This window comes from Nanhaiella sioensis, from assembly GCF_046557775.1.
Classification (GTDB): domain Bacteria; phylum Bacillota; class Bacilli; order Bacillales; family SM2101; genus Nanhaiella; species Nanhaiella sioensis.
Genome location: NZ_JBKAEG010000001.1, coordinates 2,225,182 through 2,242,502, shown reverse-complemented (window position 1 = coordinate 2,242,502; position 17,321 = coordinate 2,225,182). Strand labels below are relative to the sequence as shown.

Annotated in this window: 12 protein-coding genes and 1 pseudogene; 2 read left to right on the top strand and 11 right to left on the bottom strand. The window is 36.8% G+C overall.

The genetic code is table 11. The annotated features are described in order from the left end of the window. Positions 1-480 precede the first annotated feature (480 nt). Positions 481-1,749 (bottom strand): annotated as a pseudogene (locus V1503_RS10645) (MFS transporter). A 401-nt stretch (positions 1,750-2,150) separates the two neighbouring features. Between V1503_RS10645 and V1503_RS10640 the strand changes: the two are divergent. Further along, positions 2,151-2,909, top strand: coding sequence for a DUF4386 domain-containing protein (locus V1503_RS10640; protein WP_410626756.1), 759 nt, complete (start codon positions 2,151-2,153; stop codon positions 2,907-2,909). 3 nt (positions 2,910-2,912) lie between these two features. Here the strand turns inward: V1503_RS10640 and V1503_RS10635 are convergent, their stop codons facing one another. After that, positions 2,913-3,482 carry a Crp/Fnr family transcriptional regulator gene (locus tag V1503_RS10635; protein WP_410626754.1) on the bottom strand — a complete coding sequence of 190 codons (570 nt, stop codon included), beginning with the start codon at positions 3,480-3,482 and terminating at the stop codon, positions 2,913-2,915. Positions 3,483-4,232: 750 nt separating this feature from the next. Here V1503_RS10635 and katG point away from each other — a divergent pair. Beyond that, complete coding sequence (katG, locus tag V1503_RS10630) at positions 4,233-6,452, top strand: catalase/peroxidase HPI (protein ID WP_410626752.1); 2,220 nt, start codon at positions 4,233-4,235, stop codon at positions 6,450-6,452. Positions 6,453-6,595: 143 nt separating this feature from the next. Here the strand turns inward: katG and rlmH are convergent, their stop codons facing one another. The 9 genes from rlmH to walK form a co-directional block, all read right to left on the bottom strand. Continuing rightward, a complete protein-coding gene (gene rlmH, locus V1503_RS10625) occupies positions 6,596-7,075 on the bottom strand; it encodes a 23S rRNA (pseudouridine(1915)-N(3))-methyltransferase RlmH (RefSeq protein WP_410626750.1) in 480 nt (159 codons plus the stop codon). Positions 7,076-7,168: 93 nt separating this feature from the next. Then, a complete protein-coding gene (locus V1503_RS10620) occupies positions 7,169-7,324 on the bottom strand; it encodes a CxxH/CxxC protein (protein WP_320207304.1) in 156 nt (51 codons plus the stop codon). 449 nt (positions 7,325-7,773) lie between these two features. Further along, a protein-coding gene (locus tag V1503_RS10615) for an IS3 family transposase (protein ID WP_410626747.1) occupies positions 7,774-9,332 on the bottom strand; the annotation gives its coding sequence in 2 pieces (ribosomal slippage) (positions 7,774-8,690 and positions 8,690-9,332; 1,560 coding nt in all). 95 nt (positions 9,333-9,427) lie between these two features. Further along, positions 9,428-10,672, bottom strand: coding sequence for a S1C family serine protease (locus tag V1503_RS10610; protein ID WP_410626745.1), 1,245 nt, complete (start codon positions 10,670-10,672; stop codon positions 9,428-9,430). A gap of 345 nt (positions 10,673-11,017) precedes the next feature. Further along, on the bottom strand, positions 11,018-12,259 hold the full coding sequence (locus V1503_RS10605; protein WP_410626743.1) for a S1C family serine protease: 1,242 nt from the start codon (positions 12,257-12,259) through the stop codon (positions 11,018-11,020). 355 nt (positions 12,260-12,614) lie between these two features. After that, positions 12,615-13,409, bottom strand: coding sequence for an exodeoxyribonuclease YycJ (locus V1503_RS10600; RefSeq protein ID WP_410626740.1), 795 nt, complete (start codon positions 13,407-13,409; stop codon positions 12,615-12,617). 8 nt (positions 13,410-13,417) lie between these two features. Continuing rightward, positions 13,418-14,200, bottom strand: coding sequence for a two-component system regulatory protein YycI (locus V1503_RS10595; RefSeq protein WP_410626738.1), 783 nt, complete (start codon positions 14,198-14,200; stop codon positions 13,418-13,420). Next, on the bottom strand, positions 14,187-15,497 hold the full coding sequence (locus V1503_RS10590; protein WP_410626736.1) for a YycH family regulatory protein: 1,311 nt from the start codon (positions 15,495-15,497) through the stop codon (positions 14,187-14,189). The genes V1503_RS10595 and V1503_RS10590 overlap by 14 nt, the downstream gene beginning before the upstream one ends. Further along, positions 15,494-17,317: a cell wall metabolism sensor histidine kinase WalK gene (gene walK / locus V1503_RS10585; RefSeq protein WP_320257884.1), complete on the bottom strand. Its 1,824-nt coding sequence runs from the start codon at positions 17,315-17,317 to the stop codon at positions 15,494-15,496. Before walK ends, V1503_RS10590 begins: the two co-directional genes overlap by 4 nt. Positions 17,318-17,321: the final 4 nt, after the last annotated feature.

The window sequence follows — 17,321 nt, the reverse complement described above, 5'->3', positions numbered from 1 at the left end:
TATTAGAAAGGTTCTAATCATTTAAACCGATGATTAGAACCTTTCTTTCACTAATTTAGACTAGTTTTGTCCCAGCCACTATTATTTTTCTATACTTATTCATAAGTTTAGGAAAGACCTTTGGAATTAACTTTCCTAAGCCCTCGTATTAAGTAATAATAAAGGTGTTTAATATACATTAAGATGTTCTTAAAAAGATTAAAGTTGTTTCATTTTTTAGAACTAACAGGGAGGATTAGCTGCCGAATATGATAACTTTTCTTTTTGAAAAATGGGACTGGCTACTTAAAGAATATATTGATTGCTTATATTACAAGTTTAAATTTATCCCTTCAGCATAATAAAATTAAAGTTTAAAGAGAGGGGAAATTCAATATGACAAATTTGAAAGAGGAATTAACGATTAACAAGGAAAGCCCTTTACGATGCAGTGATGGAGCTTTTTTGGGAACCTGGATTCTTGGATTAAAGCGGAAGTTTTTATTGCGATAGTTGTACTGATACACCTTTCGGTTCAGGAACAAATATTAAAATAATTCCACCAATAATAAAGAGAACAATTAAACTAAAGACGCCCATATTCGTATGTCCTGTTAGTTGTGAGGTGAGTCCGACTAGAAATGGTCCCATAATGGCAGCAAATTTACCGAAGATATTGTAAAAGCCAAAGAATTCATTGGCATTCTCTTTAGGTATGAGCTTAGCGAAGTAAGAGCGACTTAACGCTTGAATCCCACCTTGTGACGATGCGACCAGCATAGCCAATATCCAAAAATCGAGTGTAGTTTGCAAAAAAAACGCGTAAATACAAACAATGATATAAATAATGATACCTACGTAAAGCATTTTTTTACCAGAAAAGATATCCGCTAATTTCCCGTACAATATGGCAAATGGCGCGGCAACAACCTGTGTGACAAATAAGATAATGAGTAAGCTTGTAGCAGATATACCTAAATCAGCTCCGTATGCTGTAGACATGGAAATGATCGTCCCTACCCCATCAATATAAAAGAAATAAGCTAGCAAAAATAAAAATAACGAACGGTATTTTCGAACTTCCTTTACCGTTTTCGCTAGTCGCTTAAAACTATTTCTAATAGGTTTTGGTTCACGGTCAATATAGTGAACTTGATAAACATGTTTCAATAATGGAATAGTAAAAATAAACCACCATTATGCTGTAATCATAAAGGCTATCTTACTTGCAACTGTTGTACTAATCGGCAGGATACTACTTTGAGATAACATGATGATAGCGATACTAACGATAAAAGGGATTGTACTCCCAATATAACCAAATCCAAAACCGTATGTAGACACACGATTCATGTGTTTCTTTGGTATGACATCTACTAAAAAAGCATTGTAAAAAATATTTGCTCCAGCAGATCCAATCGTTGCCACGGTATAACAAACTAGTAACAGCAGCCATTGATCACTCGGAATAAATGCTAATATCGCCGTTGAAGTCACACCTAAGAGAAGGAAGAATACGAAAAACTTTTTCTTTAACCCTTGATAATCTGCAATCGTACCTAATATAGGACTTAACATTGCTAATATAAAGGTTGCAATCGCTATTGTATAGCCTAAGTAAGCCGTGGAATTTGCCGCAGAAATTCCACTATTCGTCGCAGCTTCTTTATAAAACAAGGGAAATATAGCTGTTGTTATAATAATTGAATATGCTGAGTTTGCCCAATCATAAAAAATCCAACCGCGCTCCGCTTTTGAAAAACGCTTCATAACACTCCTCCCAACCGAATCAACTTAACTTTCATTTAAATGGCATACCAAAAGAATAAAAGTAGATTTACCATACCTTTTTCACGTCTAATAATCTTTCACTTCATTGGGTGCTCTTTATCGTTATGAAGTAACTAATAGTATGAAAGCTTGACTCACCTCTATGTCAGGTTTACTACAAAATAGGGAATATAAAGCAAGGTCGACCTTATACAAATACTAGTTTGAAATCTCGTATAAATGTCTTGCTCGACAGATAAATGATCGTAATATGATTACTAAAGAAGCTTGTATATTTACTTAGGCAATAGATTGTTTTCTTATTGATTCATTGACTTAAGTCAATGAATCATATTCATTTTTTCACTACAATACAATCAAAAGACTTAGGAGGGAATTATATGGAAGTATTACAGCAAGATGTAAATCAGCTTCGAAAATCAGCATTAATTGCAGGGATATCCTTGCTCATCATGACCGTAGCTGCATTTTTCTCTTTTGGCTATGTTCATAGTTCTTTAATGATTAGTAATAGCTCAATTGAAACATTTAATAACATTTCAGCATCAACAGGATTATTTAGAGCAGGAATACTTGGTTGGTTAGTTATATTAATAACGGATATACTCGTTTCGTGGGCATTTTATATCTTTTTAAAACCAATACATGAAGGATATGCAACGCTAGCTGCTTGGCTTCGATTGATGTATACTGCCATACTAGCTATTGCCGTCTCAAATCTCATTCAGGTAGATAATCTCATTAAGTATAATAATGAGCTGTTGAATCAGCCTGACAGTCTTCTCGCTTCTGATGTCATGATGTCTGTACTAGCATTTGAATCTGTTTGGTCGTTTGGGTTAATCGTCTTTGGGATGCATCTATTAATAGTGGGCTTTGTCGTTTCAAAAACTAAAACAGTTCCAAAGATCATAAGCATTCTACTTGTATTAGGGGGTGCAAGTTATATGTTGGTCCATCTATTAGACGGGTTTTTTCCAACGCTTGAAAATGTGACTTCAACTATCGAGATGATTTTGATGATTCCAATGACTGCTGGAGAGCTAGGCTTTTGCATTTGGCTCTTAATGAAAGGTGGTAAAACACCTATTAAATCGTATTCAACAAGGAAGGCAAACAACAATGCTGCGCAAATTTGAATGCTATAATCTTCGTTTGATACGACTAAGTGACTCAGGTGTAATACCTAAATAGCTTGCTAACTGATGTTGTGGTACACGGTTAATCAAATCAGGGCGTTTGTCAACGAGCGCCTTATACCGTTCTTCTGGGCGAGATGAAATAAACGTAGCAATATCTTCGTGCATTTCACCCATAATCTCTTCCATTAGCTTACGCGTCATCGTCTCAAGTCCTGGATGCTTGTCATACATCTGTTCCTCGTTCGATAAATCACCTACAACGAGAACACAGTCCTCCACACAGATTAACGTGTACTTTGATGCTTTATCAGAACTATGCTGATTGAAAATCGTCACCGCTTGTTCTTCTGTAAAAAAATTATATGTCGTTTCTCTCCCCTCTTCATCAACTGCAAACTGGCGGACGCAACCCTTTACGACAAAATAGCATTTCTCTGGAACCTCTCCCTGATCTAAAAGGATAGTTCCTTTTTTATATTCTGCAATAGGTATATCTGCAACAATCATCTCTATCTCTGATTCACTAGCATCAGTATAATGTTTCAAATATCGAATAAGGATATCACTCATGTGAGCTACACCTCCATATTTCTCTTTAATATTGTTATAGCATATCACTTAGCTATGAAGCTAACAAAATATGACTCATATTACGATTTAAATAAGTAGACTTAATAAAGACTACTAGAAGATATATTCGTAGGACTCCTGAAGAAGATGATATGACAAGATGAGGCCACTTCAACATATGCAAATGTATTATTCTTTAGAACAACTAAAGTATGATGAGTGGTGTGGCAGGTTGGGATAGTAAAATGGCTGTTTTGGATAGTAAGCTGTGTTATTTCGATAGTAAAAGGACTGATTTGGATAGTAAGCTATGTAATTTGGATAGTAAAGGAGCTGATTTGGATAGTAAGCTGTGTAATTCCAATAGAATATAGTCGATTTGGACAGTAAACTGTGTGATCTGGATAAAAATTGTATCAGTTCTGCAGCAATATCTCGTTGATGTTTGATTAACGTAATTGCACAAAAAATAATGTAGTAAGAAGCGGATAAATCCTGTTTAACAACTTCACACTACGAAAATTCTAATAAACATGGTAATTTTTTTGGCCCTATTTTGTGTGATGATGAATCCTATTTGAAAGTAACTTTTGTTAAAAATTCTCCATCCACAGCACATATCACTTTGAATCAAACACCCAGTCCACTATAATAGAGAGTAAGAATTATCATAATAGTCTAACACCTATTTGTGGCAAGATGTAATGTTATCTTCGACTAAATGTTCAAAAATAGGAAGGAGAATGATGAATGGAAAACAACAATTATCCTGACCAAAAAGAACACACAGCTGCAGCTGCGGGGCAATGTCCTGTAACTCATCACAAAGATAGTGCAATCACGACAACGACAGCGCCTAGAGGTACGACGAATAAAGACTGGTGGCCGAACCAATTAAATTTGGGTATTCTTCGCCAGCATGACAAAAAATCCAACCCAATGGGAGAAGACTTTAATTATAAAGAAGAATTCTCTAAGCTCGATTATGATGCTCTAAAGAAAGATCTTCATCACTTAATGACAGATAGCCAGGATTGGTGGCCTGCTGATTACGGTCACTACGGTCCATTCTTTATTCGTATGTCTTGGCATGCAGCAGGTACATATCGGACGGCAGATGGACGTGGGGGTGGCTCAACTGGATCACAGCGCTTTGCTCCTCTGAACAGCTGGCCGGATAATGTCAATCTTGATAAGGCCCGCCGTCTGTTATGGCCTATTAAGCAAAAGTATGGAAACAAGATTTCATGGGCGGATTTACTTGTATTAACAGGTAACGTGGCACTTGAATCTATGGGCTTAAAAACTTTTGGTTTTGGAGCAGGACGTGAGGACATTTGGCACCCTGAGGAGGATGTGTATTGGGGTTCAGAGAAGGAATGGTTAGCCGACAACAGGTATTCCGGTGACCGTGAGCTAGAAAATCCACTCGCTGCTGTACAGATGGGGCTCATTTATGTAAATCCTGAAGGTCCAAACGGAGAGCCAGATCCACTTGCAAGTGCTCGTGATATTCGTGATACATTTGAACGTATGGGGATGAATGACGAAGAAACGGTGGCGCTTGTCGCGGGTGGACACACATTTGGTAAAGCGCATGGCGCAGGGGATGCCTCTCAAGTAGGTGACGACCCTGAAGCAGCAACACTTGAAACACAAGGGTTTGGCTGGAAGAGCACATACAAGAGCGGAAAAGGCCGTGATACGATATCAAGTGGTATTGAAGGTGCATGGACAACGAACCCTACTAAATGGGATAATGGCTACTTTGAATTGTTATTCGGATATGAGTGGGAGTTGACAAAGAGTCCTGCAGGCGCTTCTCAATGGGCATCTGTCAATATGCAGGAGGAACATTTGGCCCCGGATGCTGAAGATCCATCTAAACGTGTAAAGACGATGATGACAACAGCGGACATGGCCTTGCGTATGGATCCAGAATATGAAAAAATTTCCCGTCGTTTTTATGAGAATCCGGAAGAGTTTGCAGATGCATTCGCACGTGCATGGTTTAAATTACTTCACCGTGATATGGGACCTAAGGATAGATACTGGGGTCCAGAGGTTCCACAAGAAGAGTTAATCTGGCAGGATCCAATTACAGAAGCCGATTATGAACTATCTGATGCCGAAATCGCTGACCTAAAAGAAAAAATCCTGAGCACAGGATTAACCGTAAGCGAACTAGTGAAAACAGCTTGGGCTTCAGCAAGCACATATCGTGGTTCTGATATGCGCGGAGGTGCGAACGGGGCACGTATTAGATTGGCTCCTCAAAAAGATTGGGAAGCTAACGAACCTGCTCAGCTAGAAAAAGTGCTTGGAATCTACGTAGACCTTCAAAGTAAGCTTGATAAAAAAGTCAGCCTTGCTGATTTAATCGTACTTGGCGGAAACGCTGCAATCGAAAAAGCAGCTAAAGAAGCAGGCTTCGATGTAACAGTTCCATTTTCTACTGGTCGTGGTGATGCAACTGATGACCAAACAGAAGTGGAAAACTTTGAAGTATTAGAGCCCGTATCTGATGGATTCCGTAACTACCAGAAGAAAGAATACTCTATCAGTCCAGAAGAAATGCTCGTTGACAAAGCACAGTTACTAGGCCTAACTGCACCAGAAATGACCGTCTTGCTCGGCGGTATGCGTGTCCTCGGCACAAATCATGGTGGTTCGGAACACGGCGTATTTACTGACCGTGTCGGCACGTTGACAAATGACTTTTTTGTGAACCTGCTTGACATGGGGATTGAGTGGAAACCAGCGGGTTTCAACAAATATGAAGGCCGTGACCGCAAATCTGGTGAAGTCGTGCGTACTGCCTCACGCTTTGACCTCGTATTCGGTTCAAACGCAGTTCTTCGGGCTATAGTTGAAGTGTATGCACAAGACGATAATACAGAAAAGTTTGTCCGTGACTTTGTAGCAGCTTGGGTGAAGGTGATGGACGCAGATCGGTTTGATTTGAAATAATCTTTACTTATTAGGGCGGCAAAACAAACTGCACCTCAATTGTTAGAAACAATTGAGATGCGGTTTTTCTATCTAAAAATATCTTTAGCGGACTTATTAGAGACAAAAATTCAACAGACATTCTGATACTTATTTTTAGTTTTTTATTTGTGGTACGGTTCCCCTCTATTAATCCGAAACGCCCGATAAACCTGCTCCAACAAAATCAATCTCATCAACTGATGAGGAAACGTCATCTTAGAAAAGGACAACGATTCGTTCGACCTCTGCATGACTTCATTACTTAGTCCTAGCGACCCACCAATCACAAAAGCAACTTTGCTTTTTCCGTACGTTGCCAAATGATCGAGGTCTTTTGCGAGCTGTTCGGATGTTTTCATTTTGCCTTCGATGGCAAGGGCGATGACATGGGTGTCTTCTGATATTTTTGCGAGTATGCGCTCGCCTTCCTTTTGTTTGATTTGCTCCATTTGTTGCTCGCTTAAGGCTTCGGGTGCTTTTTCGTCTGGGAGCTCGATGATATTGACCTTTGCATAAGGTGTGAGGCGTTTTAAGTATTCTTGTATTCCTTGCTTTAAGTATTTTTCTTTTAGTTTTCCAATTGAAATAATTGAGATATTCACATTTATCCCCGCTTTATAAACAGTTTACTTACAAGTTATCCACAGTGGTTATCCACATATACACATTTTCTATCCACATCTTGTATGAGAATATTAGTTCCCTACAATATATGTTGCTGGATTTCGACAAAATTCACAGCATGTTGACAACTTTTCTTCTTCATTTAGCATATTTATTTCTGGTGCAATTTCATGTTCATCTACATACATATCAATGGCTAAATCTATATGTTCATCACAGCATTTCATGTTCTCATTCCTCCAAACAATGACTCTTTACATTTATCCACATGTGGGCAATTCTTTTTTCCGTTATCCATTGTAGCATATATTATTGTGGGTAATTATTAACGTAAATATTTATCCACACACTTAAAAAGAAAAACCACTTCACTTCCACGCATCCTATCGGTAACGGAGGAATCTTGTCATCCTCATCCCGACTCCTCCAACAAGCACTTGAACTCAAGGCCTTTCACATGAAGACGTCTTTTGCTTTCGGGATGAAATGGTGAACCCACCTCTCAGAGAAAAGCTCTAATCTAGACATTAACTTATACTCATACAATAAATAATCCTACTTATAAACCATTTAACAATACAACATATCTAGATAAAAGTTATTCATAAAAAAGAGGGCTTCTCATAACCCTGATATGCTCCCTGTCTAGTAGACAGCGGAAATAATAAAAAGTCACTTAAGCGGCTTTAGCTCTATATTCCATAGGGCTAAGGCCATATAATCGTTTTTGGTACCTATCGTAATTATAAAAATGTATATAGTCTTCTATGGCTTGAGATAATTCTTCAAAATTCTCATATTTATTTAAATAATACTTCTCACATTTCAGTGCTCCCCAAAAAGATTCCATCGGTCCATTATCAATGCATCGACCTACTCGCGACATACTCTGTTTCATCTTAGCGGCATCTATTTTTCGTTTAAACCCTTTAGATGTGTACTGAAATCCTCGATCACTATGTATTAGTGGATAATCCCCGTTCAGTTGGTCTATCGCTCGGTCAAGAGTATTAAACACAAGAAGGTTATTATTCGAATTCCCTAAAACATAACTAATAATTGAGCCATCATATAGATCGAGAATAGCACTTAAATAAGCTTTCTTTGATACTCCATATTTAAATTCCGTTACGTCCGTTACCCATTTTTCATTCGGTTTTTCTGCCGTGAATTCGCGATTTAACACATTTTCTGCGACATGTTGAGGAGTAGAGCTCTTATAAGAATTTTTCTTTCTTCGAATGACAGACTGTATGCAGGCTACCTTCATTAGTCTATAAATACGTTTGTAATTAAAGTTCTCATCAAATTTCCGATTGATATTTAACGTCATTCGACGATATCCATATATCCCATCGACCTTCTTATGTAGAACCATCATTTCTTTAATAATCTCTTCATTCTGAAGTTCTTGTGCCGAAGGCTTCCGTTTCAGCCACTTATAGTAAGCACCTCTCGTAATACCTGCCACTTCACAAAGCAATAGAATACTCAGGCCTTTGCTTTCATTAAGTTCCTGAATGGCAATATACTTGTCTTCATATCGAATGCAGCTTACTTTCGCCTCCTTTCGATTTCCTCTAACTTTTTTAAGAATAAATTTTCCGCACGTAAGCGCTCATTTTCTCTTTCTAGCTTTTTCATCTGGAGTTCAATCTTCTCTTCTGGAGTTAGCTTTACTTCTTCTTTCTTTTTTCCACGTTTATCTTTAAGTCCTTCATCTCCACCATTTTCATACTTCTTAACCCATTGGTACACCTGTTGATAAGAGACCTTGTAGGTCTCAGCTGTTGTTTGATAATCTTTGCCATTCTCTAAACAGTCCATTACAATTTGTATCCGTTCTTCCCAAGTCGTATTTCTTCCGTTAGTCATAGTCCTTGTCCTTCCTTGTTTCGTATCTTTTAATTCACTATGACTATTATACTTGTAAACCCATTTCTCAAGGACGGAACAACTCGAAATTTCATATTTACGAACAACCTCACGTTGAGAGTATTCCCCTGACAAATAATCTTTAACTGCAGCTTCCTTTAATTCTTTGGAGTAGTTTTTCCATGTTTTAGAGTCAATTAACCCATCAATTCCACTTTTCTCAAATCGCTCTACCCATTTATAAATAGTATTTTTAGGAATTTGGTACATTGTTGTTAGCTCTTTTAGAGTGAAGTTTTCGTTGTTATATGCCCTCACCACTTCATGTTTAAATTCAATAGAGAAAAATTTATTGGACATAAAAAAGCCCCCTTAAGGTAATCAGATTTTATTTTTTAATCTGTCTACCTTAAGGGGAGCATATCACCCTCTCGTCCTACCTTTTTTACATCTACCTACAGCAAAATATATTTCGACAGCTTCATCGTTATCGTTTGTTTTAATCCTTGTCGAAACAATGTTACTTCCATCGTATCTCCGACTGACTTTTTCGTATATAAGTGCCTTCTTAAGCTTGTTAAGTCATTTATTTGCTCACCGTCAAGCTCGACAATGACATCAAGCTCTTGCAAACCGGCTTCGTCAGCAGGTGAGGATCGTTCAACGCCAGTGATAGCTACACCTTTAATCACTTCTGTTGGTAGCTTTAATGTTTTTTGTAAATGCTCCACCGGAATATCTTGTAGAGAGGTTAATTCTACCCCCATATAAGGACGTCTAATCTCGCCATTCTCTTCTAAGTTTTCAATCGTTTGTTGTACGTAGTTAATTGGGATCGAAAGGCCTATACCTTCAACAGCATGCCTTGCAATTTTCATCGAATTTATGCCGATAACCTTTCCATTCATATCTACGAGTGCGCCTCCACTATTACCTGGGTTTATCGCAGCATCGGTTTGTAAAACCTCAGCAAACCAATCAATGATTCTACCTTTTGATTCTACTTCTACTGGGATAAACCGATTTGTACCAGAAATAATGCCTTTTGTGACCGATCCTGATAGATGGATTCCTAATGGGTTACCTATTGCGATGACGGTTTCCCCAATTTTCAACTGATCTGAGTCACCTAATTCGGCAATGACCGTTATATCCTTTGCATCAATTTTGAGTACCGCCAAATCTGTTAATGCGTCAGTTCCGACTATGTCGGCATATACACGTGTACCATCATATAGTATTACTTCAACGCGATTAGCCTGTTCAACAACATGGTGATTTGTCACAATATACGCTATGTCATTGTCTTTTTTATATATAACACCTGAACCAGTACCAGCTTCGACCGTTCCCCTACTTGACCAAAAGCTTGCTTCTTGAATGTTTACGACACCGACAACTGCCTCTGAAACTTTCTCTACTGCTTCAGTTATTGGTGTAATCACATTGACTGATATATTTCTACTAGGGGCTGCTGTAACTGAGACAGAATCAACTGCCTCTGGTAATTGAATTTTTTCGTGTTCATATACAATCTTATAAGGGAGGACATCTAATTTTGCTAATAGAGGAATGAACATAATGACAATGAATGTGCCGACAACTGCACCTATAAATACAGTTAACAACCAACCTTTTTTCTTTCTCTTCCTTTTGTATCTTTTTTGTATGTGAACATGACCATCGTCATAATAGCCCATTTATTATTCATCCTTTCATCGGACAATAGGTTAACTAATGTATTTGTTCAATAATTACACTGCATAACATTGCATTGTTGCATGCTTTGAACCATATCTATAGTATATTATACTTTTATGTAAAGAAAAATCTACCAACATATATAATAACTCTAATTATTAACTTAATTTCCTATGACCATCTCTTTATTGTCCAAATCAGCACTCTTTCTATCGAAATTTAAGCTTTTACTGAAAAAATATCCTCTTTGTTGTCAAAATAGCTACTGTTATTGTCCAACTTCAAAAAGAGGCTTCTCTACGCCAAACGAATTTGACTAAAGAGAAGCCTCTACCTATTAATATCTAAAATATTTCTTCAATCAACTTCAGTGTGACTGTTTGTTCTTCACCGTCTCGGAAGATAGTGACATCCATCGTGTCGCCAATTGCTTTTTCATTATACAAGTACTTTCTTAATTCAATTGTATCTGTAATTTGTACACCATCCATTGCGACAATGACGTCTAATTCTGCTAAGCCTGCTTGGCTTGCTGGAGAATTAGGTTCTACTCGCTGGATGACGACACCTTCTGTAACATCTTCGGGTAAATGAAGTGTTTGGTTTTTATGGTAATCTGAGATCTCATTTAACGATACCAAGTCTCCTACTCCCATATAAGGACGCCGCACTTCCTGGTATTGCTCTAAGTCCTGAATGACAGGTAGCGCATAATTACTTGGAATTGAGAAGCCAATTCCTTCAACTGCTTGTTCAGCTATTTTCATTGAGTTAATCCCTATGACTTGACCATCGATGTTAACTAATGCTCCACCGCTATTACCTGGGTTAATTGCTGCATCTGTTTGCAAAACTTCAGAGTTCCAATCATACGTACCATCCCCATTAATGTCCATTGGTACAGAACGATTTAAACCTGATACGATCCCTTGTGTTACTGAACCAGAAAACTCCAAGCCTAATGGATTTCCAATAGCAATGACTGGCTCACCTAAATTAATTTGATCAGAGTCACCAAACTCGGCTACCGTTGTAACATGTTCACCATCAATTTCAAGAACTGCTAAGTCAGTCCAGATATCACTTCCGAGTATGGTTGCTGGTACACGGGTTCCGTCAGCCAAGCTTACTTCTACTGCATTAGCACCTTCGATGACATGGTGATTAGTGACAACATAAGCTTTACCGTTATCTTTTTTATAAATAACTCCTGATCCTGTTCCTGCTTCTTGTGCTCCAGCTTCGTTGTTACTCCAAAAGCCGGCTTGTTGAATATTCACTACACCGACAACTGCGTCTGATACTTTATCAACTGCATCCGTTACTTGTGAGGATACATTGACGGCAATATTTTTATTAGTCCCCTCATTTATTGGAGTCCCGTTATTTGTTTCGAGTTGCTCAGCTTGCTCCTCGTTAATAGCTATATCGTACGGTAAAACATCTAAATTAACTAAAGTAGGAATTGCAATAACAACTAGCAATGCTCCTAGAATAGCCCCAACAAGTGCTGATAAAAACCAACCGCCTCGATTTCCTTTTTGCTTTCCTTGAGCTTGCTCATAGTCTTGATCATAATATCCCATAAGTGATCCACCCTTTCACCGATGAATGTTAGATTTTGCAATTAATGCTTGTAATATTTATTATACTCAGAAATACTAATAAATCTATCATATCCACGAACTAACACAGTCATCACATAATTTCACATGAAGGGTGTTTTTGCCTTTTTAGAGAAGGCTCTTTTCGTATGCTATTGTTTTAAAAAGTGGACAGTCATATAAGGTTATATCCACGCTCTAAATTTTTAAAATAGAAAAGAAGCCAAGAACGCTTTCTTGTAAGAAATGCAACTCTATGCGAGTAAAAAGGATGAAGCAACTTCTAAGGGATGAATGCTATAACTCGATTCAACTTTATGGAAGATTTGATTATGAACTAGACTGCTATGAGCTTTGTCGGTTGATTTGGATCAGTATCATATAAGTTAAACTGCTCTCCGATCATAAAACCTTTTGATTCTAATGTCTGAGAAACTGCCATCCGTGCTAAATCCTTCATATTATTATCTTGGCTTAAATGTGCTAAATAAATACGTTGCGTACGATCACCTATAACTTCAGTCATCGCAATGGCTGCATCTTCATTCGATACGTGGCCAACATCACTTAAAATTCGGCGCTTAATATTCCACGGATATTTACCCATTCTTAGCATGTCAACATCATGATTGCTCTCAAACACAAATACGTCAGCGTTGTTAATAATTCCTTTCATTCGATCACTGACATAACCAGTATCCGTAATAAGTGCAATTTTATTACCTTCATGGTGGAAAACATAAAACATTGGCTCGGCTGCATCGTGTGACACTCCAAATGACTCTATATCTAAATTGCCAAACGATTTTACTTTACCCATATCAAAAATGAACTTTTGTTCTGTAGGGATTTCACCAACTTTACTTTCCATCGCACTCCACGTCTTTGCATTCGCGTATATCGGTAATTGATATTTCCTAGCTAATACACCTATCCCTTTTATATGATCAACATGTTCATGAGTTACTAAAATTCCAGATAGATTACTTATCGAACGGTCTATCTGAAGAAATAATCGCTCCATCTGTTTACCACTTAAGCCAGCATCAACTAATATTGATTGCTCGTTCGTTTCTATATAAAACGCATTTCCAGTACTGCCACTTGCAAGCACACTAAATTGTAAACTCATACTTTCTTTCACTCCAAACTTTCCTCGTCAATTACTTTCCCCTCAAATGCATTGACGTAATAGTTTTCCTGATCATTTACGACAAATTGCCAAGTCGGTGTAAGAACCTTTGATTGGGGAGTTGTAAATGGCACAATTGAATAATATCCTAACTCAATTTCTGTTATTTGGCTACCAAACTTTAATAAGTTCTTATTGTGGAGAATTTCTAACGCTTTTATCGCAGGAATAATTTCTTCTTCTTTTTCGTATTCTTCTATATTAAGCATTGTCTGCCTATAAGAAATAATTTCATTTATGTCATTAAGTTGTACGATAATACTACTATTTTGTTCGTTGTAAATAACTTTATCATTAAATAGTTGATAGAAAATAATTTGGTTTAGCTCCTCATCCATCTCCCAAAGAGTATATTTATCGCCATCAATAATATACTCTTTGAAAAATTGACTTAGTAGGAAGTCAAGCTTTGCTTCTTCTAATGGATACGGTGTTAACAATGTTGATTCTACTATTGTAGTATCAACAATAGGTATATCCTGACCAGCTAGTTTCGTTAGTTCTTCTTCCGTAAACAATCTACTTTCACCGCTTAAATATTTTCCTCTCTCCTCTACCTCAGGAATTTTAACATAAGTAATATCGTCAGCAGCTAAATTTTCCTCAATTGTTTTTTCTGTCAGTATCATTAATTGGTTATTATTGCGCATTTCAAGTAACTGATAGATTAAAAAAATATCTAGCAAGAGAAAAGTAATAATGAAAATGGTTTTCGTCTTATTCCAATCCAATATACTCTCCTCCTACCTCTTCTACATTAATATGACGCCAGATGTTGTTATAACGATAAAACCAAACTGGATCAAAAATTAAAACATCTCGTTCACCTCGTCTAAGCCTATAGCCTAGGATTAGATCTTCAAGTGAATTTTTATTAAATTGTTCCATTTGTTCCAAGTGATTAATAATTTCTTCACCCGTTGGTATAGTAACCTCCCTATGTTCAGAAATTTTTAGTTCAATCATCGGGCGTTCATATCGATATAATTTGCCATTTCGCCAATATTGTTCAATTTTTGTAAGGTTACTTTCATTGAAAACAGGTAGGTTTCGTAAAAATAATTGAAACTCTGTCGTTTGCGTATACTTTTCTCTGTTCTCATCCCAGCTCCAATAACGATATTTATCCGTCCATCCGCCATGACTATTTACAAAATCAATGCTTTTTAATACAGTATTTGCGGTACTTAATATGTCACTATCCTCTGATACTGGATTCTCAAACTTTAAACGATTCGTTAAAGAATTTACTTCCATAAATCGTGAGCCATCTGTATACACAACCACGTGGGAAGATAATGATTCCTTTTGAACAGATTTAGGATCACTAAAAAGAGCATCCTTAAATACTTCTGGAGCTAGTGTTTCATACGTATATTCCAATTGATATACAGCTTGCTCTCCCGATGGTACATAAATGCGTTTTACTTCATTGATGTCGTATGGGATATAGTGTGTATACGATTTTTTTTCTTGGAAATTTTTCCTTATATTTTCTAAATAAACATTATCTAGTAATGCTTTATACACTCTTTGCTTATCATATAAAACAAAATATAATTCTCCCTTATCCACATCAACAACGATACGATCATACAGCCCGACTAAAATATCTGGATTTTGAAATTGAAACATTTTCTTCGTAAATTCAGCTGGAACTTGGTCTTGATAGACTATTTCAATTTTATTATCTCCATGGATAAATGATAAAAAATCTTTTTGTGGAATAGTATTAGATATATTTGTTACATTCGTAATAATCCATTTTTGTATTTCTGATACCATTTTATCAATTTTGTAATATTCATTTGTTCCATAATCATCGTAATTATAATGAATAAACATTTGACTAGGTTTAATCAGTTCTTCAACATCACGAGTTTCATTGTTAACTAAAACAAATTGATTAATATCTGGATTTTCTAATGTTTTATACTTATTTTGGAAAGTCCAAATATTCCATGTTAAAATAATACTGATCAGCACTAATGTTGTTAGCAATATTGATTTTAAGACCTCAAATTTCATGACCACTCATCCTCTTGCTCCTTTTCAAGTGGGAGTGTAAAGAAAATTGTCGTACCCTTGCCCTCCTCACTCTCTGCCCAAATGTCTCCTCCATGTGCTTCTATCATTTCTTTGGAAATTGCCAAACCTAGACCTGTTCCACCTAGGTTACGGCTTCTAGCCTTATCAACTCTATAAAACCTATCGAATATATGTGCAAGGTTTGCCTTAGGAATACCGACACCTTCATCACTTATGATTACTTCAAGGTGATTAACATTTTTCCTCAAAGAGAAGCTGACTTGTCCTCCTTCTGGAGAGTATTTTAATGCATTTGAAATGATGTTATCTATGACTTGAGTTACTTTATCCTTATCAATACTAACCGTAATTTTTTCATCTGGTAGCTGTCTTTTGAAAGTTACATATTGATTCTTTGAAATTTCAAATCGATCAATAATCTGATGGAAAAATTCAATAAAATTAACAGGTGTTCTATGTAATGAGTAATCCCTACTATCTAACTTAGATAGCTGAAGTAAATCCTTCACAAGTCTTATCATACGTTCAGTTTCTGTTTGTGTAACATGTAAAAACTGTGGTGCAATATCTTTGTCCTGCCATGCCCCTTCCGCTAATGCTTCCAAATAACTTCTCATTGTCGTAAGTGGCGTTCTTAATTCATGTGACACATTCGCAACAAATTCTCGCCGTTCCTGCTCGATCTTCTCTTGCTCGGTCACATCATGTAAAACAGCTATTAAGCCATTTGTAATACCGATTTTATTTTCAATGACAGAAAAATTTACCCGAAGTATATAAGAGTTATCCTTTGTACTTACGTCGAGTATTAAAGATTCTCTCTCATTTAAAAGTGTATCAAAATTAAGTTCATCCTCTAATCCTAAGGCCGAAATAATAGGTTTATTAAATACGTCTTCCCTAGATATACCTAATAGTTTTAAGGCAGGATCATTTATTAAAATGATATGTCCTGTTCTGTCAGTCGCTATAACCCCGTCTGTCATATGTGTAATAACTGAAGCAAGCTTACGTCTCTCACCCTCTGTAGACGCTTGTGCTTCTTGGAGTTTTCTAGATAAATAATTAAAGGTTAATGCTAATTGACCAATTTCATCATATCCGTAAATACGAACCTTTCTAGAGAAATTTCCTTTTGCCATCGCAAGAGCTTGTTTTCTCATATCTGAAATTGGACGAGTAATCGTATGGGCTAAAAAGATCCCTAATACGGCCGTAATGACCATAGCTAAAACTGTTCCTGTTACAAGAATACGATTAATTTGCTTCATTTGATTATAGACATTTTCCATAGAGGCTACTAAGTATATCGCACCAACAATTTCATCATTTGACTTGATAGGTGTTGATAATACACGCAATCTGAACCCTGTATTTGGTTCTATAACCAATTCATCACTAGCTGTTCCAACAATAAGCGCAAGATTAATCCCACGCTCAGTCATTCTTTTCCCAACAATTTTCTCATTATCTGGATTAGACGTTCCTATGACACGACTATTGATATCAATAACACGTACCTCAATAATGTCCTGATAATCGTAGTCTCGCAAAATATTTTTGACATCATCCTCAACTGTGCTTGCTTGTTCATCTCGCTCTAATGTTATGGCTTCCTCTAAATAGTAGGATAGGATGTTTTCTTGTCTATCCAGTGACACTTTAAAGCCTTCGACGAGCTGACCTTCTAGCTTCCGAACAAAATACACCCCTATAATTTGCATAGCAATAAGAATGAGGAGAATATAAATTAGAATAAACTTAATATGAATGGAACGAAACACACCAACTTTTTTCATAAAT